The 14,214-nt window shown below is 45.7% G+C and carries 21 protein-coding genes; 15 read left to right on the top strand and 6 right to left on the bottom strand.

Annotation, left to right across the window (positions count from 1 at the left end; all coding sequences use genetic code 11):
• The first annotated feature begins 6 nt into the window (after positions 1 to 6).
• Genes QUB35_RS04560 through QUB35_RS04540 form a run of 5 tightly spaced genes read left to right on the top strand, consistent with a single transcriptional unit; the run spans position 7 to position 2,179 of the window.
• Positions 7 to 414 carry a hypothetical protein gene (locus tag QUB35_RS04560; protein ID WP_333139789.1) on the top strand — a complete coding sequence of 136 codons (408 nt, stop codon included), beginning with the start codon at positions 7 to 9 and terminating at the stop codon, positions 412 to 414.
• Positions 404 to 622: a hypothetical protein gene (locus QUB35_RS04555; protein ID WP_333139788.1), complete on the top strand. Its 219-nt coding sequence runs from the start codon at positions 404 to 406 to the stop codon at positions 620 to 622. The genes QUB35_RS04560 and QUB35_RS04555 overlap by 11 nt, the downstream gene beginning before the upstream one ends.
• Positions 615 to 1,127, top strand: a complete 513-nt coding sequence (locus QUB35_RS04550; protein WP_333139786.1) for a hypothetical protein — start codon at positions 615 to 617, stop codon at positions 1,125 to 1,127. The genes QUB35_RS04555 and QUB35_RS04550 overlap by 8 nt, the downstream gene beginning before the upstream one ends.
• Before the next feature lie 20 nt (positions 1,128 to 1,147).
• A complete protein-coding gene (locus QUB35_RS04545; RefSeq protein ID WP_333139784.1) occupies positions 1,148 to 1,642 on the top strand; it encodes an HD domain-containing protein in 495 nt (164 codons plus the stop codon).
• A gap of 24 nt (positions 1,643 to 1,666) precedes the next feature.
• Positions 1,667 to 2,179, top strand: coding sequence for a hypothetical protein (locus QUB35_RS04540; protein ID WP_333139782.1), 513 nt, complete (start codon positions 1,667 to 1,669; stop codon positions 2,177 to 2,179).
• A gap of 39 nt (positions 2,180 to 2,218) precedes the next feature.
• Here QUB35_RS04540 and QUB35_RS04535 read toward each other — a convergent pair whose 3' ends face one another.
• Together QUB35_RS04535 and QUB35_RS04530 are read right to left on the bottom strand one after the other, a co-directional pair.
• Positions 2,219 to 2,503: a DUF4129 domain-containing protein gene (locus tag QUB35_RS04535; RefSeq protein ID WP_333139780.1), complete on the bottom strand. Its 285-nt coding sequence runs from the start codon at positions 2,501 to 2,503 to the stop codon at positions 2,219 to 2,221.
• Positions 2,504 to 2,710: a hypothetical protein gene (locus QUB35_RS04530; protein ID WP_333139778.1), complete on the bottom strand. Its 207-nt coding sequence runs from the start codon at positions 2,708 to 2,710 to the stop codon at positions 2,504 to 2,506.
• A 24-nt stretch (positions 2,711 to 2,734) separates the two neighbouring features.
• Between QUB35_RS04530 and QUB35_RS04525 the strand changes: the two genes are divergently transcribed.
• From QUB35_RS04525 to QUB35_RS04515, 3 genes are all read left to right on the top strand, one after another.
• Positions 2,735 to 4,015, top strand: coding sequence for an aminotransferase class I/II-fold pyridoxal phosphate-dependent enzyme (locus tag QUB35_RS04525; protein WP_333139776.1), 1,281 nt, complete (start codon positions 2,735 to 2,737; stop codon positions 4,013 to 4,015).
• Between the two features lie 63 nt (positions 4,016 to 4,078).
• Positions 4,079 to 5,452 carry a cystathionine beta-synthase gene (locus QUB35_RS04520; RefSeq protein ID WP_333139774.1) on the top strand — a complete coding sequence of 458 codons (1,374 nt, stop codon included), beginning with the start codon at positions 4,079 to 4,081 and terminating at the stop codon, positions 5,450 to 5,452.
• A 37-nt stretch (positions 5,453 to 5,489) separates the two neighbouring features.
• Positions 5,490 to 6,869: an amidase gene (locus QUB35_RS04515; RefSeq protein ID WP_333139772.1), complete on the top strand. Its 1,380-nt coding sequence runs from the start codon at positions 5,490 to 5,492 to the stop codon at positions 6,867 to 6,869.
• A 176-nt stretch (positions 6,870 to 7,045) separates the two neighbouring features.
• Here the strand turns inward: QUB35_RS04515 and QUB35_RS04510 are convergent, their stop codons facing one another.
• The 3 genes from QUB35_RS04510 to QUB35_RS04500 all read right to left on the bottom strand — a co-directional run bounded on the left by QUB35_RS04510 (position 7,046) and on the right by QUB35_RS04500 (position 8,801).
• A complete protein-coding gene (locus QUB35_RS04510) occupies positions 7,046 to 7,282 on the bottom strand; it encodes a hypothetical protein (RefSeq protein WP_333139770.1) in 237 nt (78 codons plus the stop codon).
• Between the two features lie 250 nt (positions 7,283 to 7,532).
• Positions 7,533 to 8,246, bottom strand: a complete 714-nt coding sequence (locus QUB35_RS04505) for a PEP-CTERM sorting domain-containing protein (RefSeq protein WP_333139768.1) — start codon at positions 8,244 to 8,246, stop codon at positions 7,533 to 7,535.
• 204 nt (positions 8,247 to 8,450) lie between these two features.
• Entirely contained in the window at positions 8,451 to 8,801 is a 351-nt protein-coding gene (locus QUB35_RS04500) for a hypothetical protein (protein WP_333139766.1), read from the bottom strand.
• Positions 8,802 to 9,160: 359 nt separating this feature from the next.
• Between QUB35_RS04500 and QUB35_RS39075 the strand changes: the two genes are divergently transcribed.
• The 4 genes from QUB35_RS39075 (at position 9,161) to QUB35_RS04485 (ending at position 12,232) form a co-directional block, all read left to right on the top strand.
• On the top strand, positions 9,161 to 9,346 hold the full coding sequence (locus tag QUB35_RS39075) for an EamA family transporter (RefSeq protein WP_333448366.1): 186 nt from the start codon (positions 9,161 to 9,163) through the stop codon (positions 9,344 to 9,346).
• A 183-nt stretch (positions 9,347 to 9,529) separates the two neighbouring features.
• On the top strand, positions 9,530 to 9,979 hold the full coding sequence (locus tag QUB35_RS04495; protein WP_333139764.1) for a pyridoxamine 5'-phosphate oxidase family protein: 450 nt from the start codon (positions 9,530 to 9,532) through the stop codon (positions 9,977 to 9,979).
• Between the two features lie 158 nt (positions 9,980 to 10,137).
• Positions 10,138 to 11,121: an aldo/keto reductase gene (locus tag QUB35_RS04490; RefSeq protein ID WP_333139762.1), complete on the top strand. Its 984-nt coding sequence runs from the start codon at positions 10,138 to 10,140 to the stop codon at positions 11,119 to 11,121.
• A 106-nt stretch (positions 11,122 to 11,227) separates the two neighbouring features.
• Positions 11,228 to 12,232 carry an NADP-dependent oxidoreductase gene (locus QUB35_RS04485; protein WP_333139760.1) on the top strand — a complete coding sequence of 335 codons (1,005 nt, stop codon included), beginning with the start codon at positions 11,228 to 11,230 and terminating at the stop codon, positions 12,230 to 12,232.
• Between the two features lie 229 nt (positions 12,233 to 12,461).
• Here the strand turns inward: QUB35_RS04485 and QUB35_RS04480 are convergent, their stop codons facing one another.
• Positions 12,462 to 13,193 (bottom strand): tetratricopeptide repeat protein, encoded by a 732-nt coding sequence (locus QUB35_RS04480; protein ID WP_333139758.1) that lies wholly within the window; start codon positions 13,191 to 13,193, stop codon positions 12,462 to 12,464.
• Positions 13,194 to 13,435: 242 nt separating this feature from the next.
• Here QUB35_RS04480 and QUB35_RS04475 point away from each other — a divergent pair, with 242 nt between their 5' ends.
• The 3 genes from QUB35_RS04475 to QUB35_RS04465 are packed head-to-tail and all read left to right on the top strand — an operon-like array spanning position 13,436 to position 14,213.
• Positions 13,436 to 13,744, top strand: coding sequence for a nucleotidyltransferase domain-containing protein (locus QUB35_RS04475; protein ID WP_333054236.1), 309 nt, complete (start codon positions 13,436 to 13,438; stop codon positions 13,742 to 13,744).
• On the top strand, positions 13,741 to 14,082 hold the full coding sequence (locus QUB35_RS04470) for a HepT-like ribonuclease domain-containing protein (RefSeq protein WP_333139756.1): 342 nt from the start codon (positions 13,741 to 13,743) through the stop codon (positions 14,080 to 14,082). The genes QUB35_RS04475 and QUB35_RS04470 overlap by 4 nt, the downstream gene beginning before the upstream one ends.
• Positions 14,079 to 14,213: a hypothetical protein gene (locus QUB35_RS04465; RefSeq protein WP_333139754.1), complete on the top strand. Its 135-nt coding sequence runs from the start codon at positions 14,079 to 14,081 to the stop codon at positions 14,211 to 14,213. The genes QUB35_RS04470 and QUB35_RS04465 overlap by 4 nt, the downstream gene beginning before the upstream one ends.
• The last annotated feature ends 1 nt before the right edge of the window (position 14,214 follow it).

Genomic DNA, 14,214 nt, shown 5'->3' with positions numbered 1-14,214 from the left:
AGCAAAGTGCGCTACCTAATCCAAACTCAGGGGAATCCCGAATACAACTCCATTGATTCGGGTACTTTGGAAGGAGCGAAGACTTGGAAAACCGAACGGGGCGCTAACAATTACTTAGCTAAGCTTTTGGTAGAGCCAGGTGGCGACAAACTCCGAAACCGATGGACGACGATCGAAGTTGTGGAAATCTCACCACAGCAACAATATCACACCAACAATCCCGAAGTTATCCGCAAAGCCAAAGCTAAGTACGACAGCAAGCGCCCCGTGTTCTCGTTTCGCCCCAAGCCTGAGATTCTAGAATGGTTAGAGAAGGAGCGATGCGAGGGTGAAAGCGATGCCGATTTGCTCAACCGAAAGCTGGGAAAGTTGATGAATCTGGAACAACAATTAGGAGGAGATTGTGGACGTTGAAACAATTAAGGCAACATTACTATCAGAAATCGAACAATTAGAGGAATCGTTGCAGATAATTACGCGCCGGGTCAAAGAAGGCAAGGCAATAGGTTCGCATACTAATGTAGATGCTTCCAAAGTTAACAATTTGATTGGCAAATATCAATTATTTATGGCGATTTCTTCCAACGACACAAACTCAGAAACCCAACAAAGCGATGAATAATCCAACTGAAACTACGGAAATAGAGCAATTCAAAGGATACTTGCAAGATTTAGTTGCTGTCATGAAAACAGTACCAGGCAGAACGGATTGGAAGTACCGGGGGTTTGAGGAATTGGTCTTAGAGTGTGGCAGGGTGATGGAACCCAAACCGCTACCCAAAAACATCAAACAAGGTCAACCGAGCTTCTGCTACGCCAACTGCCAGCGCTTAGTCTTAAAAAACCGCAGCCTTACTTACGTCGAAGGCTACGCGATGGCGCAAGGCGTATCTCTCCCGCTGCACCATGCTTGGCTGCTCGATGCCAACGGATACGTTATTGACCCGACTTGGGAACCTTTCGGCTGCTGTTATTTGGGCATTCCCTTGGCGACATCGTGGATAAAATCTATTTGGAATTCTCGAAAGCAGAAGGGACGCACTGATGAATTGAGTATTTTGCAGGGGAATCATCTCGAAGATTTTTCGATTTTCAAACAAGGATTTCCGGCAGATGCTCTTGCCTAACCTCGAATTAATTGAATGTCATGAACATTACAGACACCGCTAAAGAATTTGCGATCGCCCAACACGGCACTCAAAAATACGGTGAGCATCCCTACTCGTATCATCTAGCTCAAGTATCTCAAGTGCTAAGCGAATTCGGTTATGCAGGCGATGAAGCAATTGCAGCAGCAGGATGGCTCCACGATACGCTAGAAGATACGCCAACAACTTATGAGATGCTTGTGTCTGAATTTGGGAAAGAAACAGCGGATATTGTGTGGGCTGTAACCAGTGAGTCCGGGGGAAACCGAGTCGATTGCTTTCGCAAAACTGCCTTAAAAATCCAGTCCAACAAAAAAGCTTTGATTGTTAAATTGGCTGATAGAATCGCTAACACCGAAGCTAGCCTCCAAAGCAATCCCAAGCTATATAAAATGTACGCCAAAGAGTTCCCCGTATTCAAGGAACTCCTGTACAATCCCCAGGATATCAAACTAATGCCCCTGTGGAATCGATTGCAAAGCTCGAACAAGTAAACTCAATAGAACAGGAATTTTACCGTGACTAATCTAACTCAAACTATCTCAGGAGAGCAGATAAAGCGCTACTTAGAAAGTGTAGTTGCAGCAATGGAACCAGTGCCCGCCAGAGCCAATTGGATGTATCAACGCTATGAAGAATTAGTCTTAGACTGCGGCTTCATTATGGAACCCCAGTCATTGCCCGAAACGATCGAATGTGGCGCACCGAAGTTTGGTTATTGGAATTGCCAGAAGTTAGCGTTTGCTTCGGACAGCCTCACCTACGTCGAAGGATACGCCCTTCATGCCGATGTTGGATTTCCAATTAGCCATGCTTGGTTGCTCACACCCGATGGATACGCTATCGACCCAACTTGGGATTCTCCCGGTTGCTATTTTGGAGTTCCGCTTTCTACAACATGGGTGGAGTCTGTTTTAGCAGCCCGCACTCGCATAGATAACCTCAGCATATTTGATGGCAACTACATCGAAAAGTTTTCCTTGCTCAAAGAGGGATTGCCTGTTGATGCTTTTGCTAACTTACTGCGGTGAACTCAACTAAACGCTGCGGATTATCTATCGCTTGCACCGTTACGAATGATTGTTCCACAGCAATTGTACGAGCAGTTGCAGGTGTTCGAGTTCGGGCTCGAAGCCACAAGCCTCTTCCCAAGCCTCGGTTAAAGCTGCCCATCCTTCGGGAGTGTCCGGTTTTTGGCGCATTAGGGCGATGAAGTTGGTGGCGGTGCGGGCTCTTGCTGGCTCAATCCCCGACCTCACCAGTTGTAGTTCAAATGATGGATGGCTGCTGTTGGCAAGGATGTCAGCGTAATCCGTGTCTAGTAAATCCAGCGGTTCGATGGGCGAATCAGTCATTTAAGCAATTAGTGACAACTGTTGATTATCAATCATTTTCAACTCTTCTTTAATGGTTCCACAGCAGTTGCAGTTCAAGCGCGGGATAGTTGCTGTGGGCGTGGATGTCGGTTTTAAATCCTGCGGAGCCACTGCGCTAATGCGATGCTTAGAATGACGCAATTTGGCACTCAGTGCGTAAGTCCTAACAGCGATTATGATTAACATAAGTAGGTCAACTTACCTTATATTATGGCAGATCCAATACAACCACCAAGTAAAATGCTACAGGAGGCACAAGAAGCGGATACTAAAGAGAATCCCGATATAAAAACTCATACAATCTCGTCCCGACTGCTCAAGGCGATTCAAGCCCCGACCCCCAGTGAACTCCTTGCCAAGGCAAACTACATGAATCGCAAGCATGAACCGGGGAGCATTGATTTTACTGAGGGTGACGCTCACGAACTGCCCCCACCAGGCTTTGTAGAAGCCCTTCAACGCTGGAGCATTCCGCAAAATGAGAGTTGGTTCGGTTACAAAGACAACCTTCCACAAGCACGAGTCGCTGTGTCAGAAGGTCTGAAGATGCAACGCGGACTCGCGATCGCACCTGAAGATATTTTCTTGACCAACGGTAGTCTGATTAGTCTGAATATTTGTCTTCAGATGCTGACCGAAATAGGAGACGAGGTGATTATCATCACCCCACCTTGGCTAAACTACAGGCGGATGATTCATGTTGCTGGTGCAGTTCCGGTGGGCGTTTCCGTCAATCCAACTACTTTTGATTTGGATCTCGATGCGATAGCGGCTGCCATAACGGAACGTACCAGAGCGATCGTTATCAATTCACCCCACAACCCCACAGGCAAGATTTTTTCAGCAACCACCCTACAACAATTAGCAAATCTGCTCACCAATGCCTCCAATCGCTACGGTAAACCCATCTACCTGATTTCCGATGAAACCTTCAGCCGCATTGTGTTCGACGGGCAAACTTGTCCGAGTCCCACCCAGTTCTACCCGTTTTCCTTCCTCATCTATGGTTACAGTAAGGTCTGGATGGCTCCCGGTCAACGCATCGGCTATATTGCCTTGCCACCCACAATGCCTGAACGGGAATCAATACGGCGCATAATTCGTACACTGCAAGGCAGTCCCTTTGGTTGGTGTTTCCCCAGTGCATTGATGCAATATGCCCTCGTTGACTTGGAGCCACTCACCATCGATATAGAGCATTTACAACGCAAACGCGATTGGATGGTGAAGGCACTCCAAGAAATGGGTTACAAATTACAAATACCTGAAGGGACATTCTTTTTGTTAGTAGAGTCACCCTGGTCAGACGATTGTGCTTTTGCCGAATTGCTAGCTCGCTACGATGTTTTTGTCTTCCCTGGGACACTTCAGGAAATACCGGGTTATTTCCGAATTTCTCTGACTGCCAACCAAGACATGATTTCCCGTGCCCTGCCGAAAATTCAAGCAGCTATAGAACACGCTACTGCCAACGCATTGGGTGGAGTTTAGTCTGAAGTTTTTTTCTCAACATCAAACGGCAATACAACATTATAAAATACTAGAAACATTCTAATGGCGACTTACAATAATATTCTAGAAGCGGTTGGCCGAACTCCCCTGATTAAACTTAATAGTATTAGTCAAGAAATTCCATCAACAATTTATAGCAAGGTAGAATACCTTAATCCGGGTGGTAGTACGAAAGATAGAATAGCTCTGTCCATGATTGAAGCCGCAGAGAAAGCCGGTAAACTGCAACCTGGTGGGACAATAATTGAGGCAACAGCAGGAAATACGGGAGTTGGTCTGGCGCTAATCGCTGCGATAAAAAAATATCGCTGCATATTTGTGATGCCGGATAAAATGAGCCAGGATAAAATTAACTTACTTAAAGCTTATGGAGCCGAAGTAGTAATTACGCCGACATCAGTTGGGCCTGACTCTCCAGAAAGTTTCAACGGTGTCGCAGAAAGGCTTACTAAAGAAATATCAGGAGCTTATAGACCCGATCAATTTGCTAATCCTAATAATCCGTTAGCCCATTACTTAACGACAGGTCCAGAAATTTGGTCAGATAGTAATGGGAAAGTTGATGTTTTTGTTGCGGCGATGGGAACAGGTGGCACAATTTCTGGAGTTGGCAAGTATCTGAAAGAACAAAATCAAAATATAGTAATTGTTGGCGCAGATCCAGAAGGTTCTATTTTCTCTGGTGACACCCCCAAAATTTACCAGGTTGAGGGAATTGGTGAAGATTTTATTCCGAAGACGTTTAACCGCCAAGTAATAGATGAAATGGTCAGAGTTAGCGATCGTGAGTCTTTTAATATGGCTCGCCGTCTAGCGCGAGAAGAAGGTTTATTGGTGGGAGGCTCTTGCGGTACAGCAGTAGCAGCAGCCCTTAAATATGCAGCCAGATTATCAGAACCGAAACAGATTGTAGTGCTGTTACCAGATACAGGAAGAAACTACATCAATAAAATCTATTCTGATTCCTGGATGCAGGAAAATGGTTTTTGGGAAGAACCAACAAAAAAAACAATAAAACTGCAAGAGATACTTGCCCAGAAACAAGATTTTCCCTCACTCGTTTCTGTGAGTTCGCAGGACACATTGAGTCAAGTCATCGAAGTTATGCAAAGACTGAATATCTCACAAGTTCCAGTTATTGAAAACCATCACATCATTGGCAGTTTAAATGAAGCAGCTTTAATGAAACTACTGCATGAAGGGATTGATTTTTCTCACCAAAAAGTTGCGCCTGTTATGAGTAAACCTTTACCGAGTTTAGATGAGAAAGTCGATATTTCCGAAGCTTATAGAGTTTTTTTATCAGCAACTAATGCTATTATTATTGAACAAAATAGTATTCCGGTGGGATTAATTACTAGAACGGATTTAATTAAATATTGGGCAAGCCCAACAGAACGTCTGAATTATGAATGAAAAATAGTTTGATTTCCTAACAGTATAGTTAAGTAGAATGAATGATTTAGTTTTTTTATCTGCTCATCAATTAGCAAAAGCAATCCGCGACCGCCAAGTCTCTTCCACAGAAGTAATAGAAGCTTATTTGAGTCAGATTGCTCAATACAACCCAGAGCTAAATGCAATTGTGACTCTGGATGCAGAAAATGCGATCGCGCAGTCGAAAGCAGCAGATCGAGCATTAGCTCAAGGAGAAAATTGGGGGATTTTACATGGAGTTCCCGTAACTATCAAAGACACCCTCGAAACCAAAGGATTACGCACAACCAGCAGTTATCAACCCTTAGCTAATTACGTCCCCAAGCAAGATGCTACCGTCGTCGCTCGATTACGCGCTGCTGGAGCCATTATTTTGGGCAAGACGAATACACCACAACTAGCTGATAACTTTCAGACCAACAGTCCTCTGTTTGGTAGAACCAACAACCCCTGGAACCATGAATATACACCAGGTGGCAGCACTGGGGGTGGAGCGAGTGCGATCGCTGCGGGGTTATCCCCTCTAGAACTTGGTAGTGATATTGGTGGGTCAATCCGCGTTCCCTCTCACTTCTGTGGCATTTTCGGCTTGAAACCAACCGAGTATAGAGTTTCAACATTTGGGCATATTCCAGAGTTGCCCGGAACACCTAAAACTATCCACCACTTACAAACAATAGGGCCTCTTGCCCGCTCTGTAGAAGACTTGCGATTGTGCCTGTCACTGATTCAAGATCCAGACCCCCGCCAGTCAGAAGTTATACCGATATTCACACAAGTTAACCCAGCAATCACGCTACAATCGTGCCGTTACGCTTGGACAGAAGGTTTTGGTGAGATTCCAGCCACAGCTCAAACCTCATCTGCTCTAGAAAAATTAGCATCATCCCTGACCGAGCTAGGATGCTGTGTAGAGCAACACAACGAGCCGCCAAATTTTGATAGCAATGCGGTACGCGATACTTACCTCAATATTTATAATTTTGAATTGGGTTTATCTCAGTCAGAATTGACGCAGATTCAACAGCAACAACGATATGTCACCGCCCTCATTGAGCGCGATATTCTGATTGCCAATCTCGAAAGTTTCTTATCTAATTGGGATGCTTGGCTGTGTCCAGTGGTGCCAGTGCCTGCTTTCACCCACCGTCAGCCAGGAGAACCTATTGAGGTGGATGGTCGCGAGTTCTCTTATTTGACCGCAATAGGTGCTTACGTAACAATTTTTAATTTAACTGGCAACCCTGCCGTAGTGCTGCCCTTTACACAATCACAAGAAGGACTACCCATCGGCGTGCAAGTGGTGGGACGGCGTGGAAGCGATCTAAAACTGCTAGAGATTGCGGAAAAATTAACTCAAGTAACTGGTTTTTTTCAACGCCCACCTGGATATTAGAAATGTGATTTGTCATTGGTGTCGGGCATCTGGTGGCATTCGCAATGACCGAGAGCCATCAGACCAATCCCGATGAATCAACCTTTTTTAGATGGGAAAACTCTCGCCACTCGCGCTGTTCAAAAGGAAGTTCCAAGTCTTCAATTGCAGAGCGAATTACACGCCAAAGCGCGAGGCTATTCCCCGGTGTATCCAAAGGACGTACCCCACACATTGAGAACTGCTGTAATTTGATAAACAGAATTTGGTTCTCTAAAAAATGCGATGAAAGTGCTGGAACTTTCTGGATGTTCGCGGTACAAGTGCACAACTTTTAAGACACGTTGGGGATTATCCCGCATCAGTTTTAAGATTGTGCCAATGCCGGCAGTAGTACCGGGTGGCGAAGGTATGACAAGATTAATTAAGCTCAAGGTTCCTCCTGTACAAAATCTTCTTATTTTTTAGCTGTAAAACTGGGCTGACGATCGATTAGCTCGTTGGGCAACCACAAAATCTTGTTTATCAGCCTAGCTTAACTTGTCCTAAAAATAAACTTTTTGAATTCAATAACTTCCTGCACAACTTCCTCATCAATGCCACCAGCTTCTTGAATGTCTTGCAGGCAAGTCGAATTGGCGATCGTAACTGATAACTTTATTTAAACTCTTGTCAAACGGTAGATTAACCTTGTGACGTTGTTTTATGCTGCTGACTTGATTTCTTTCGTTTCAGCCATCCTCCCAAGCCCAGGGCTAGAGCTGAACCAAAGATTGCGGTAGGTTCGGGAACTGGTTCGGCAGCATCAACGGTTTCAATTACTAGACTGGAACGACCAAGAGCATCAGTACCTCCCAGAGCGACCCCACCAACGTTCAAGAGACTGATGGCAAACCCAGCAAAAGTATCGCCATTGCTAACTCGCTGATTAACAAACGGAGTTACGTCAAAGCTAAGAGTATCACCCGGAGATGAGGATGAGATATCTACAGAAGTTAACAATACTTCATCCCCCAAAAGATCTGATGCTTCGGCTGTCCCGTTTCCTAAATAGCCAAAGATGCCCAGAGTACCAGGACGGCCTCCTTGGAAACTGGATATCTTATCCTGAAAGATAGCACTACGAATAATTGTGTTAGGAGCAAGAAAAAAGTTGCTAATATTAAATTCAGCTAACCTGGTTGTTATACTACCCGGCCCGTATGACACGTACTCATCCCCAGGGATAAGCCTAACGTCCTCATACACACCCATCTGATACATACTTGCAGTGGCTCCAAATTGGATAGTAGGTGTCAAGGTAAATGTAGCTGCTTTAACTTCTTCGCTTGCTCCCAGAACAAAACCTAGAGCGGTGCAAACAGAGGCAACAGCAACTTTGCGGTATAGATTCTTCATACAAACTACATTTCCTTTTATACTAAACAACTTGACAGGAAAGCTTATTCAGTAATCAAACTACCTAAATACTAGCTAGCTTACTTAAAAAACCATAATTCTTTATTTAACTTATTCAATCTTAACTAGAAAGTTAAGTGCATCAATGCTTTAAAAAGCAAGTAACGATCGCCATTATCAAAACAGAACCGCTGCGAACCATCCTCAAACCGAATCATCCATCCATCCGCACTCCGAACAATCCCAATGCACCGGGGGCGTTTCATATTGGGGATAAGTCATTTCACATTGGGGACACCGACCAGTAAACAAGGGATGGGTATCCAAAAGTTCTAACTGTTGCTCTGATGTCCACCGCTGCCTCGGTTGCAGAATCAATTCGCCGTTGTAGTAGGTCGCGCCCTCGGGTTCCCACAGTTCATCGGGTTCCGCATTAGGGTTTTCTCGAAAGTCAAGGCAAGTGTCGGTGGTGGGGCCTGTGGGATGCACGGCACAGACGAGGTACGGGTTGCGGGCGTACAAAAGGCAACGCTCGCACTCATGGATTTTGGGCATGACGGGGGTTGAGGTTTTGGGTCTGGGTTTAGTTTCTCGCAAATGGGGGTGTTGGGAGCGATCGCCGTGACTTCACTTTTTGGATTGCTAGCATTGTCGGTAGTACAACGGTTGTCTTTTTTGGAATTATTAGCGCTGCCCGACAGCTTCAGCTCGGAGATTTAGCACTATTGGGTTCGATAATTGCTGCTGATTTTGGCTATGCTGAAGGTGAGCGATTAGCTAAGGTTTTAGGTGGGTGGCAAGTTATTGGTTGGGCATTGGTGATTCTCGATTCTTTCTAGGTTTTACCCACAATTTTTGTTGTTTAAAAACAAGAGTTAATAGTTTCACCGAGTGCCTGGTTTGGTTTGGCTTATGTGAGTATTTTTAGTCAATTTATCGCATTTTTTGCCTGGTATCATGGTAGGGCAATGGGTGAAGTTGCACAGCTAGGTCAAATTCAGTTGTTGCAACCATTTTTGACGATTCTGGCTTCGGCAATTTTGCTTGGTGAAACTCACCGAGTAGATCGCCCTAGTCACGGTCTGTTTGGTTGTTGCTAGCGTAGCTGCGGGTAAAAAAGCATCAAATAAGCGGGCAGAAGATTTGTGACGCGCTCGTTTTCTCAACAGGCTATTGACTCGGATCATTGACTTTCACATATCGACTCCATCTAACGACAGATGTAAAGCCGGGCTTATTTCTGTTCAATAATACCAATCAACTGAATTTTTAAGAGAATAGTAATGTTAGATATTGATGAAATGAGTTCACAAGAAATACAGGAGCTGCTACACCAAGTAGGATACGGTCATCTAGGCTGCATACACGAAGGCAAACCCTACGTGATGCCAATGAATTATTATCTCGAAGATTCGGATATTTACCTGTTTACAACCGAAGGCATGAAGACTCACGATCTTGATGCAAATCCAGAAATTTGTTTGCAGATTGAAGAAATACGCGAGCCGCTTCATTGGCGCAGCGTGATTGTGAATGGTCGAGCCTCCCGCCTCACAGTTCAGGAAGACATTGATCGGGCAATGCACTCGATCGAAGAACGCAATCCCACGCTGTCACCAGCTATCAATCGAACCTGGATTGATGCTCAGGGACGTTCAGAAGCGATCGCAATCTACCGCATCGACGTGAGTGAAATGAGCGGACGCACGACTGATGGAGTCAGCAGTCGCTAAGAACCGAGATACCTCAAACGTTCTAGCATGAATGAACATTATGCGATCGCCATTGACCGTGCGATCGCCTATGTCATTTAGCATCCCGGTAATTTTGATGTGAATGAAATCATCCTCCGTCCGACACGTCAAGAACTTTAGACTAATAGGAAAAAATCATGAAACAGCGAAAACTCGGCAATCAAGGATTAGTAGTTTCAGAGTTAGGACTGGGCTGTATGGGGATGTCCGAGTTCTACGGGACAACCGATGAGTCAGAATCGATCGCCACTATTCATCGCGCCTTAGAGTTAGGCGTGACTTTGCTCGATACGGCTGATATGTATGGTGTCGGTCACAATGAAGAGTTGGTCGGCAAAGCGATTAAAGACTGTCGAGATCGAGTCATTATTGCCACGAAGTTTGGCAATGTGCGCGGTAGCGACGGCAGCTTTAAGGGCGTCAATGGCAAACCCGAATATGTCCGCTCTTGCTGTGATGCCAGTCTCAAACGTCTGGGCGTAGATACGATCGATCTTTACTATCAGCACCGAGTCGATCCAAACACTCCCATCGAAGAAACCGTAGGCGCAATGGCGCAGCTCGTCCAAGCCGGGAAAGTTCGCTACCTTGGCCTATCCGAAGCCGCGAGCGCCACGATCCGCCGTGCAATGGCAGTGCATCCTATTTCCGCACTCCAAACTGAATATTCGCTCTGGAGTCGGGAGCCAGAATCTGAGATTTTGCCCACTTGCCGAGAGCTAGGGATTGGATTTGTGCCTTATAGCCCTCTGGGGCGTGGGTTTCTCACAGGCAAAATCAAGAGCCTCGATACATTATCTGAGGGAGACTATCGGGCCGAGCGATATCCTCGCTTTCAAGCCGAGAATCTCCAGCAAAATCTGGAGCTAGTCGAGCAAATCGAGCAGATGGCAGCCGAATCGGGTATCAAAGCCGGACAGTTGGCGCTGGCATGGGTTTTGGCGCAGGGCGAAGACATTGTGCCAATTCCAGGCACTAAACGTCGCACCTATTTAGAAGAAAACATTGCGGCTGCTGCTGTGACGCTGACTCAAGCAGAACTAGAGCAAATTGCCAAAGCGCTGCCATTAGGAATTGCCCTGGGCGATCGCTACCCCGATATGAGTACGGTCAATCGTTAGGATTTGGCGCGAGTGATGTGTGGCATCCATGCCTTTAGTAAATAAAAACAACCGCTAAAACTTAAGTCAATTGAGTTCTGAAAATCTACCCAATAAGGAGAAAATTATGACAGAGATTGTGAGCCGCGAGATTCAGCTAGTCTCTCGCCCCAAGGGGATTCCTACCGCAGATAACTTTGCGATCGCCGAAACCAAACTAGAGCCACTTCAAGATGGGCAAGTGCTCGTTCGCAATCTCTACATTTCGGTAGATCCATATATGCGCGGTCGCATGAACGAGGGGAAATCCTATGTTCCATCCTTCGCGTTAGGAAAAGCACTCGAAGGCGGCGCAGTCGGCCTTGTAATCGAGTCTCGTGTCCAGGAATTCAAGCCTGGTGATGTTGTGACTTCCAACTATGGCTGGCGGGAATACTTCATAGCTGCACCAAAAGATTTGCATCAGGTTAGCCGCGATATTCAACCGCCCTCAGTTTACCTCGGTGTCCTCGGCATGACAGGTATGACTGCTTGGGTTGGGTTGAATTTGGTAGAAGTCAAAGCCGGCGATGTTATTTTTGTTTCGGGAGCAGCAGGCGCGGTGGGAAATGTCGCCGGACAACTGGCTTCATTGCGCGGATGCCGTGTCATCGGGTCTGCTGGGTCAATGGAAAAAATCAAGTTTCTGCGGGAAGAATGCGGATTTGATAGCGCCTTCGATTACAAGGCCGGCCCTGTCCTCGAACAACTGAATCAGGCAGCACCGGACGGAATTGATGTCTATTTCGATAATGTAGGAGGCGAAACGCTGGAAGCGGCGCTCTCGGCATTACGGGTGCATGGCCGGATTATCGCTTGTGGCAGCATCTCCGGTTATAACGATGAAAAGCCCCAGCCGGGCCCTTCCAATCTATTTAATATGATTGGCAAACGCTTGACGATGAAAGGGCTAATCGTTAGGGATTGGCTCGATCGCCAGAGTGAATTTGAACAAGAAGTGGGCGGCTATTTCCAAGCTGGCAAACTGAAGAACAAGGAAACAGTGGTGGTAGGAATCGAGCGAGCGGTGGATGCGTTCATCGGTCTTTTTGAAGGCAAAAATGTTGGTAAAATGGTGGTAAAATTGGACTAGGTAGACACTAATTGAGTGGGTACTTGCTTCATTATTTGAGCAAGTTGCAATCCGAGAGCGCTTAGACATTATTTGGTTGAAGGATAGGATGCGATCGCTTGCATCAGATTGCGAACTATAAATCTAGCAGTACATTTTACTTTCCCAGCATTGGTCGTACCTGCAATTTCCAGAAGTTCCAATTAGAACCGCTATAAATAGGGTTCCGAACAGGACTCTACTGCTCTTTTTACTGCTCGGTCTGTTCACCTGTTAATAACAAAGCTTTTTGGATGGCTGCTTTTCCTTCTTCCGTTCTGTCTACAGCATTGAGTACAAATCCCAGGTTATAGTAAGCTGCCGCATAGCTTGGATCGAGTTCGATCGCTTCTTCAAATGCTGTAATTGCTGCATCAAATCGACCTTGATTACCAAGTATTTGTCCGAGGTATTGATATACAATAGCAGAATTGGGTGCTAGTTCTGTGGTGTGCTGAAGTACGGTGATAGCATCTTCGTCTCTGCCCTGCTTATTCAAAGCAACACCTAAATGGTAATGTGCTGCTGCTGATTGAGGAGCAACCTGAATTGCCTGTTGAAAATTAGTAATTGCCTCGCCGTATCTCTCTAGATTTACAAGTACCATACCAATACCAACAAAAGCCTGTGGTTGGCTCGAATCAATCTCGATCGCTTTTTGATAGACTGTCATAGCCTCGGAAAATCTTTCCCGCTCTGCTAGTGTGGCAGCCATATTCACGTAAGCTGCTGAATAATTAGGTGCAATCCTAATAGCGTTTTGGTATGCCCAGATAGCTTTCTCACCTTGACCTTGATAATCCAAAGCCATTCCTAGCTTGAGGTAGACATACGCATTATCAGGATCGTGCTTCAGAAAACGCCTCCATATTGACTCAGCCTCAACATATTCACCAGCTTGCTGTGCTAAATCTCCGGCTTGAAATAGTTTTTCCAAATCCATAAATTTTCTCCCATGCAAAAGACCAATAACAGCCATCTTGGTGGTGAGGGTCGTAGGGTTCAATTTGCATTCCCAGATGAACTCCTGTTAACTCTGAAAGCTTATGAGAGCATACTACAATACTCTACAATGTCTGATAGCTTGGCTTTGAATGCTTACAGATTTAGGGGACTTTCGCTGATTAACTAGCAATGACCCCAATGTGGTGGGAGGCACCATCTTAAGGCGTTGAGGAGGGTTTGATGACCAAAACAGGATTAGGCATTCAAGAATTACTGTATTATGAGCGATCGCAAATTCTCGCACTTGCCCAAAAGCACGGAGCCTACAACGTGCGCGTATTCGGTTCTGTAGCGCGGGGCGAAGCGACCCCAGAAAGCGATATTGATTTGTTAGTGGATTACGATTTAGACAAAATCACGCCTTGGTTTCCAGGTGGGCTCTTGCTTGATTTGGAACAACTACTCAATCGCAAGGTCGATATCGCCACAGTAGATATGTTGAAAGAACGCATTCGGGAGCGCGTTTTGCAGGAGGCTGTACCACTTTGAGGCGAGAAGCGGAACGGCTGCAAGATATATTAGATGCAATAACGGCAATTGAGCGATATGCAAGCCTTGGCAGGCAAGAATTTGATAACCAAGAATTAATTCAGATTTGGATTGTTCATCACCTGCAAATTATTGGAGAAGCAACAAATGCGTTATCCTCCGAGTTAACTGGCCGATATTCCCAAGTGCCGTGGGCGCAAATTGTAGCGTTTAGGAATCTTGTAGTCCATGAATATTTCCGAGTGTCGCTAAACCTAGTTTGGGCGATCGTACAAAATAATTTACCTCCGTTGAAGGTAACAGTAGAACAGATTTTACAAGAGTTACCAGAGGTGTGAGTTCAGCAGCGTTTCTGACAGCAGCGTTTCTGGGGCAGCAGCGTTTCTGGCAGCAGCGTTTTTCCCAAAGATTTCTGATGACCGTAAAAGCATCTTTATTCGCCACAGAAGGAGGTGGAACGGAGGACTGAG

The sequence above is a fragment of the Microcoleus sp. B13-B6 genome (assembly GCF_036705405.1).
GTDB lineage: Bacteria > Cyanobacteriota > Cyanobacteriia > Cyanobacteriales > Microcoleaceae > Microcoleus.
Note: the sequence above shows the minus strand (reverse complement) of the source record. Positions and strands in the feature narration are given on the sequence as shown.

What these genes read in the sequence shown, in the direction of transcription:
- QUB35_RS04475 (WP_333054236.1), top strand. Translation starts at nt 13,436, where the DNA reads ATGACCAAAACAGGATTAGGCATTCAAGAATTACTGTATTATGAGCGA.
- QUB35_RS04520 (WP_333139774.1), top strand. Translation starts at nt 4,079, where the DNA reads ATGGCGACTTACAATAATATTCTAGAAGCGGTTGGCCGAACTCCCCTG.
- QUB35_RS04495 (WP_333139764.1), top strand. Translation starts at nt 9,530, where the DNA reads ATGTTAGATATTGATGAAATGAGTTCACAAGAAATACAGGAGCTGCTA.
- QUB35_RS04550 (WP_333139786.1), top strand. Translation starts at nt 615, where the DNA reads ATGAATAATCCAACTGAAACTACGGAAATAGAGCAATTCAAAGGATAC.
- QUB35_RS04535 (WP_333139780.1), bottom strand. Translation starts at nt 2,503, where the DNA reads ATGACTGATTCGCCCATCGAACCGCTGGATTTACTAGACACGGATTAC.
- QUB35_RS04545 (WP_333139784.1), top strand. Translation starts at nt 1,148, where the DNA reads ATGAACATTACAGACACCGCTAAAGAATTTGCGATCGCCCAACACGGC.
- QUB35_RS04490 (WP_333139762.1), top strand. Translation starts at nt 10,138, where the DNA reads ATGAAACAGCGAAAACTCGGCAATCAAGGATTAGTAGTTTCAGAGTTA.
- QUB35_RS04500 (WP_333139766.1), bottom strand. Translation starts at nt 8,801, where the DNA reads ATGCCCAAAATCCATGAGTGCGAGCGTTGCCTTTTGTACGCCCGCAAC.
- QUB35_RS04480 (WP_333139758.1), bottom strand. Translation starts at nt 13,193, where the DNA reads ATGGATTTGGAAAAACTATTTCAAGCCGGAGATTTAGCACAGCAAGCT.
- QUB35_RS04505 (WP_333139768.1), bottom strand. Translation starts at nt 8,246, where the DNA reads ATGAAGAATCTATACCGCAAAGTTGCTGTTGCCTCTGTTTGCACCGCT.
- QUB35_RS04515 (WP_333139772.1), top strand. Translation starts at nt 5,490, where the DNA reads ATGAATGATTTAGTTTTTTTATCTGCTCATCAATTAGCAAAAGCAATC.
- QUB35_RS04525 (WP_333139776.1), top strand. Translation starts at nt 2,735, where the DNA reads ATGGCAGATCCAATACAACCACCAAGTAAAATGCTACAGGAGGCACAA.
- QUB35_RS04530 (WP_333139778.1), bottom strand. Translation starts at nt 2,710, where the DNA reads ATGTTAATCATAATCGCTGTTAGGACTTACGCACTGAGTGCCAAATTG.
- QUB35_RS04485 (WP_333139760.1), top strand. Translation starts at nt 11,228, where the DNA reads ATGACAGAGATTGTGAGCCGCGAGATTCAGCTAGTCTCTCGCCCCAAG.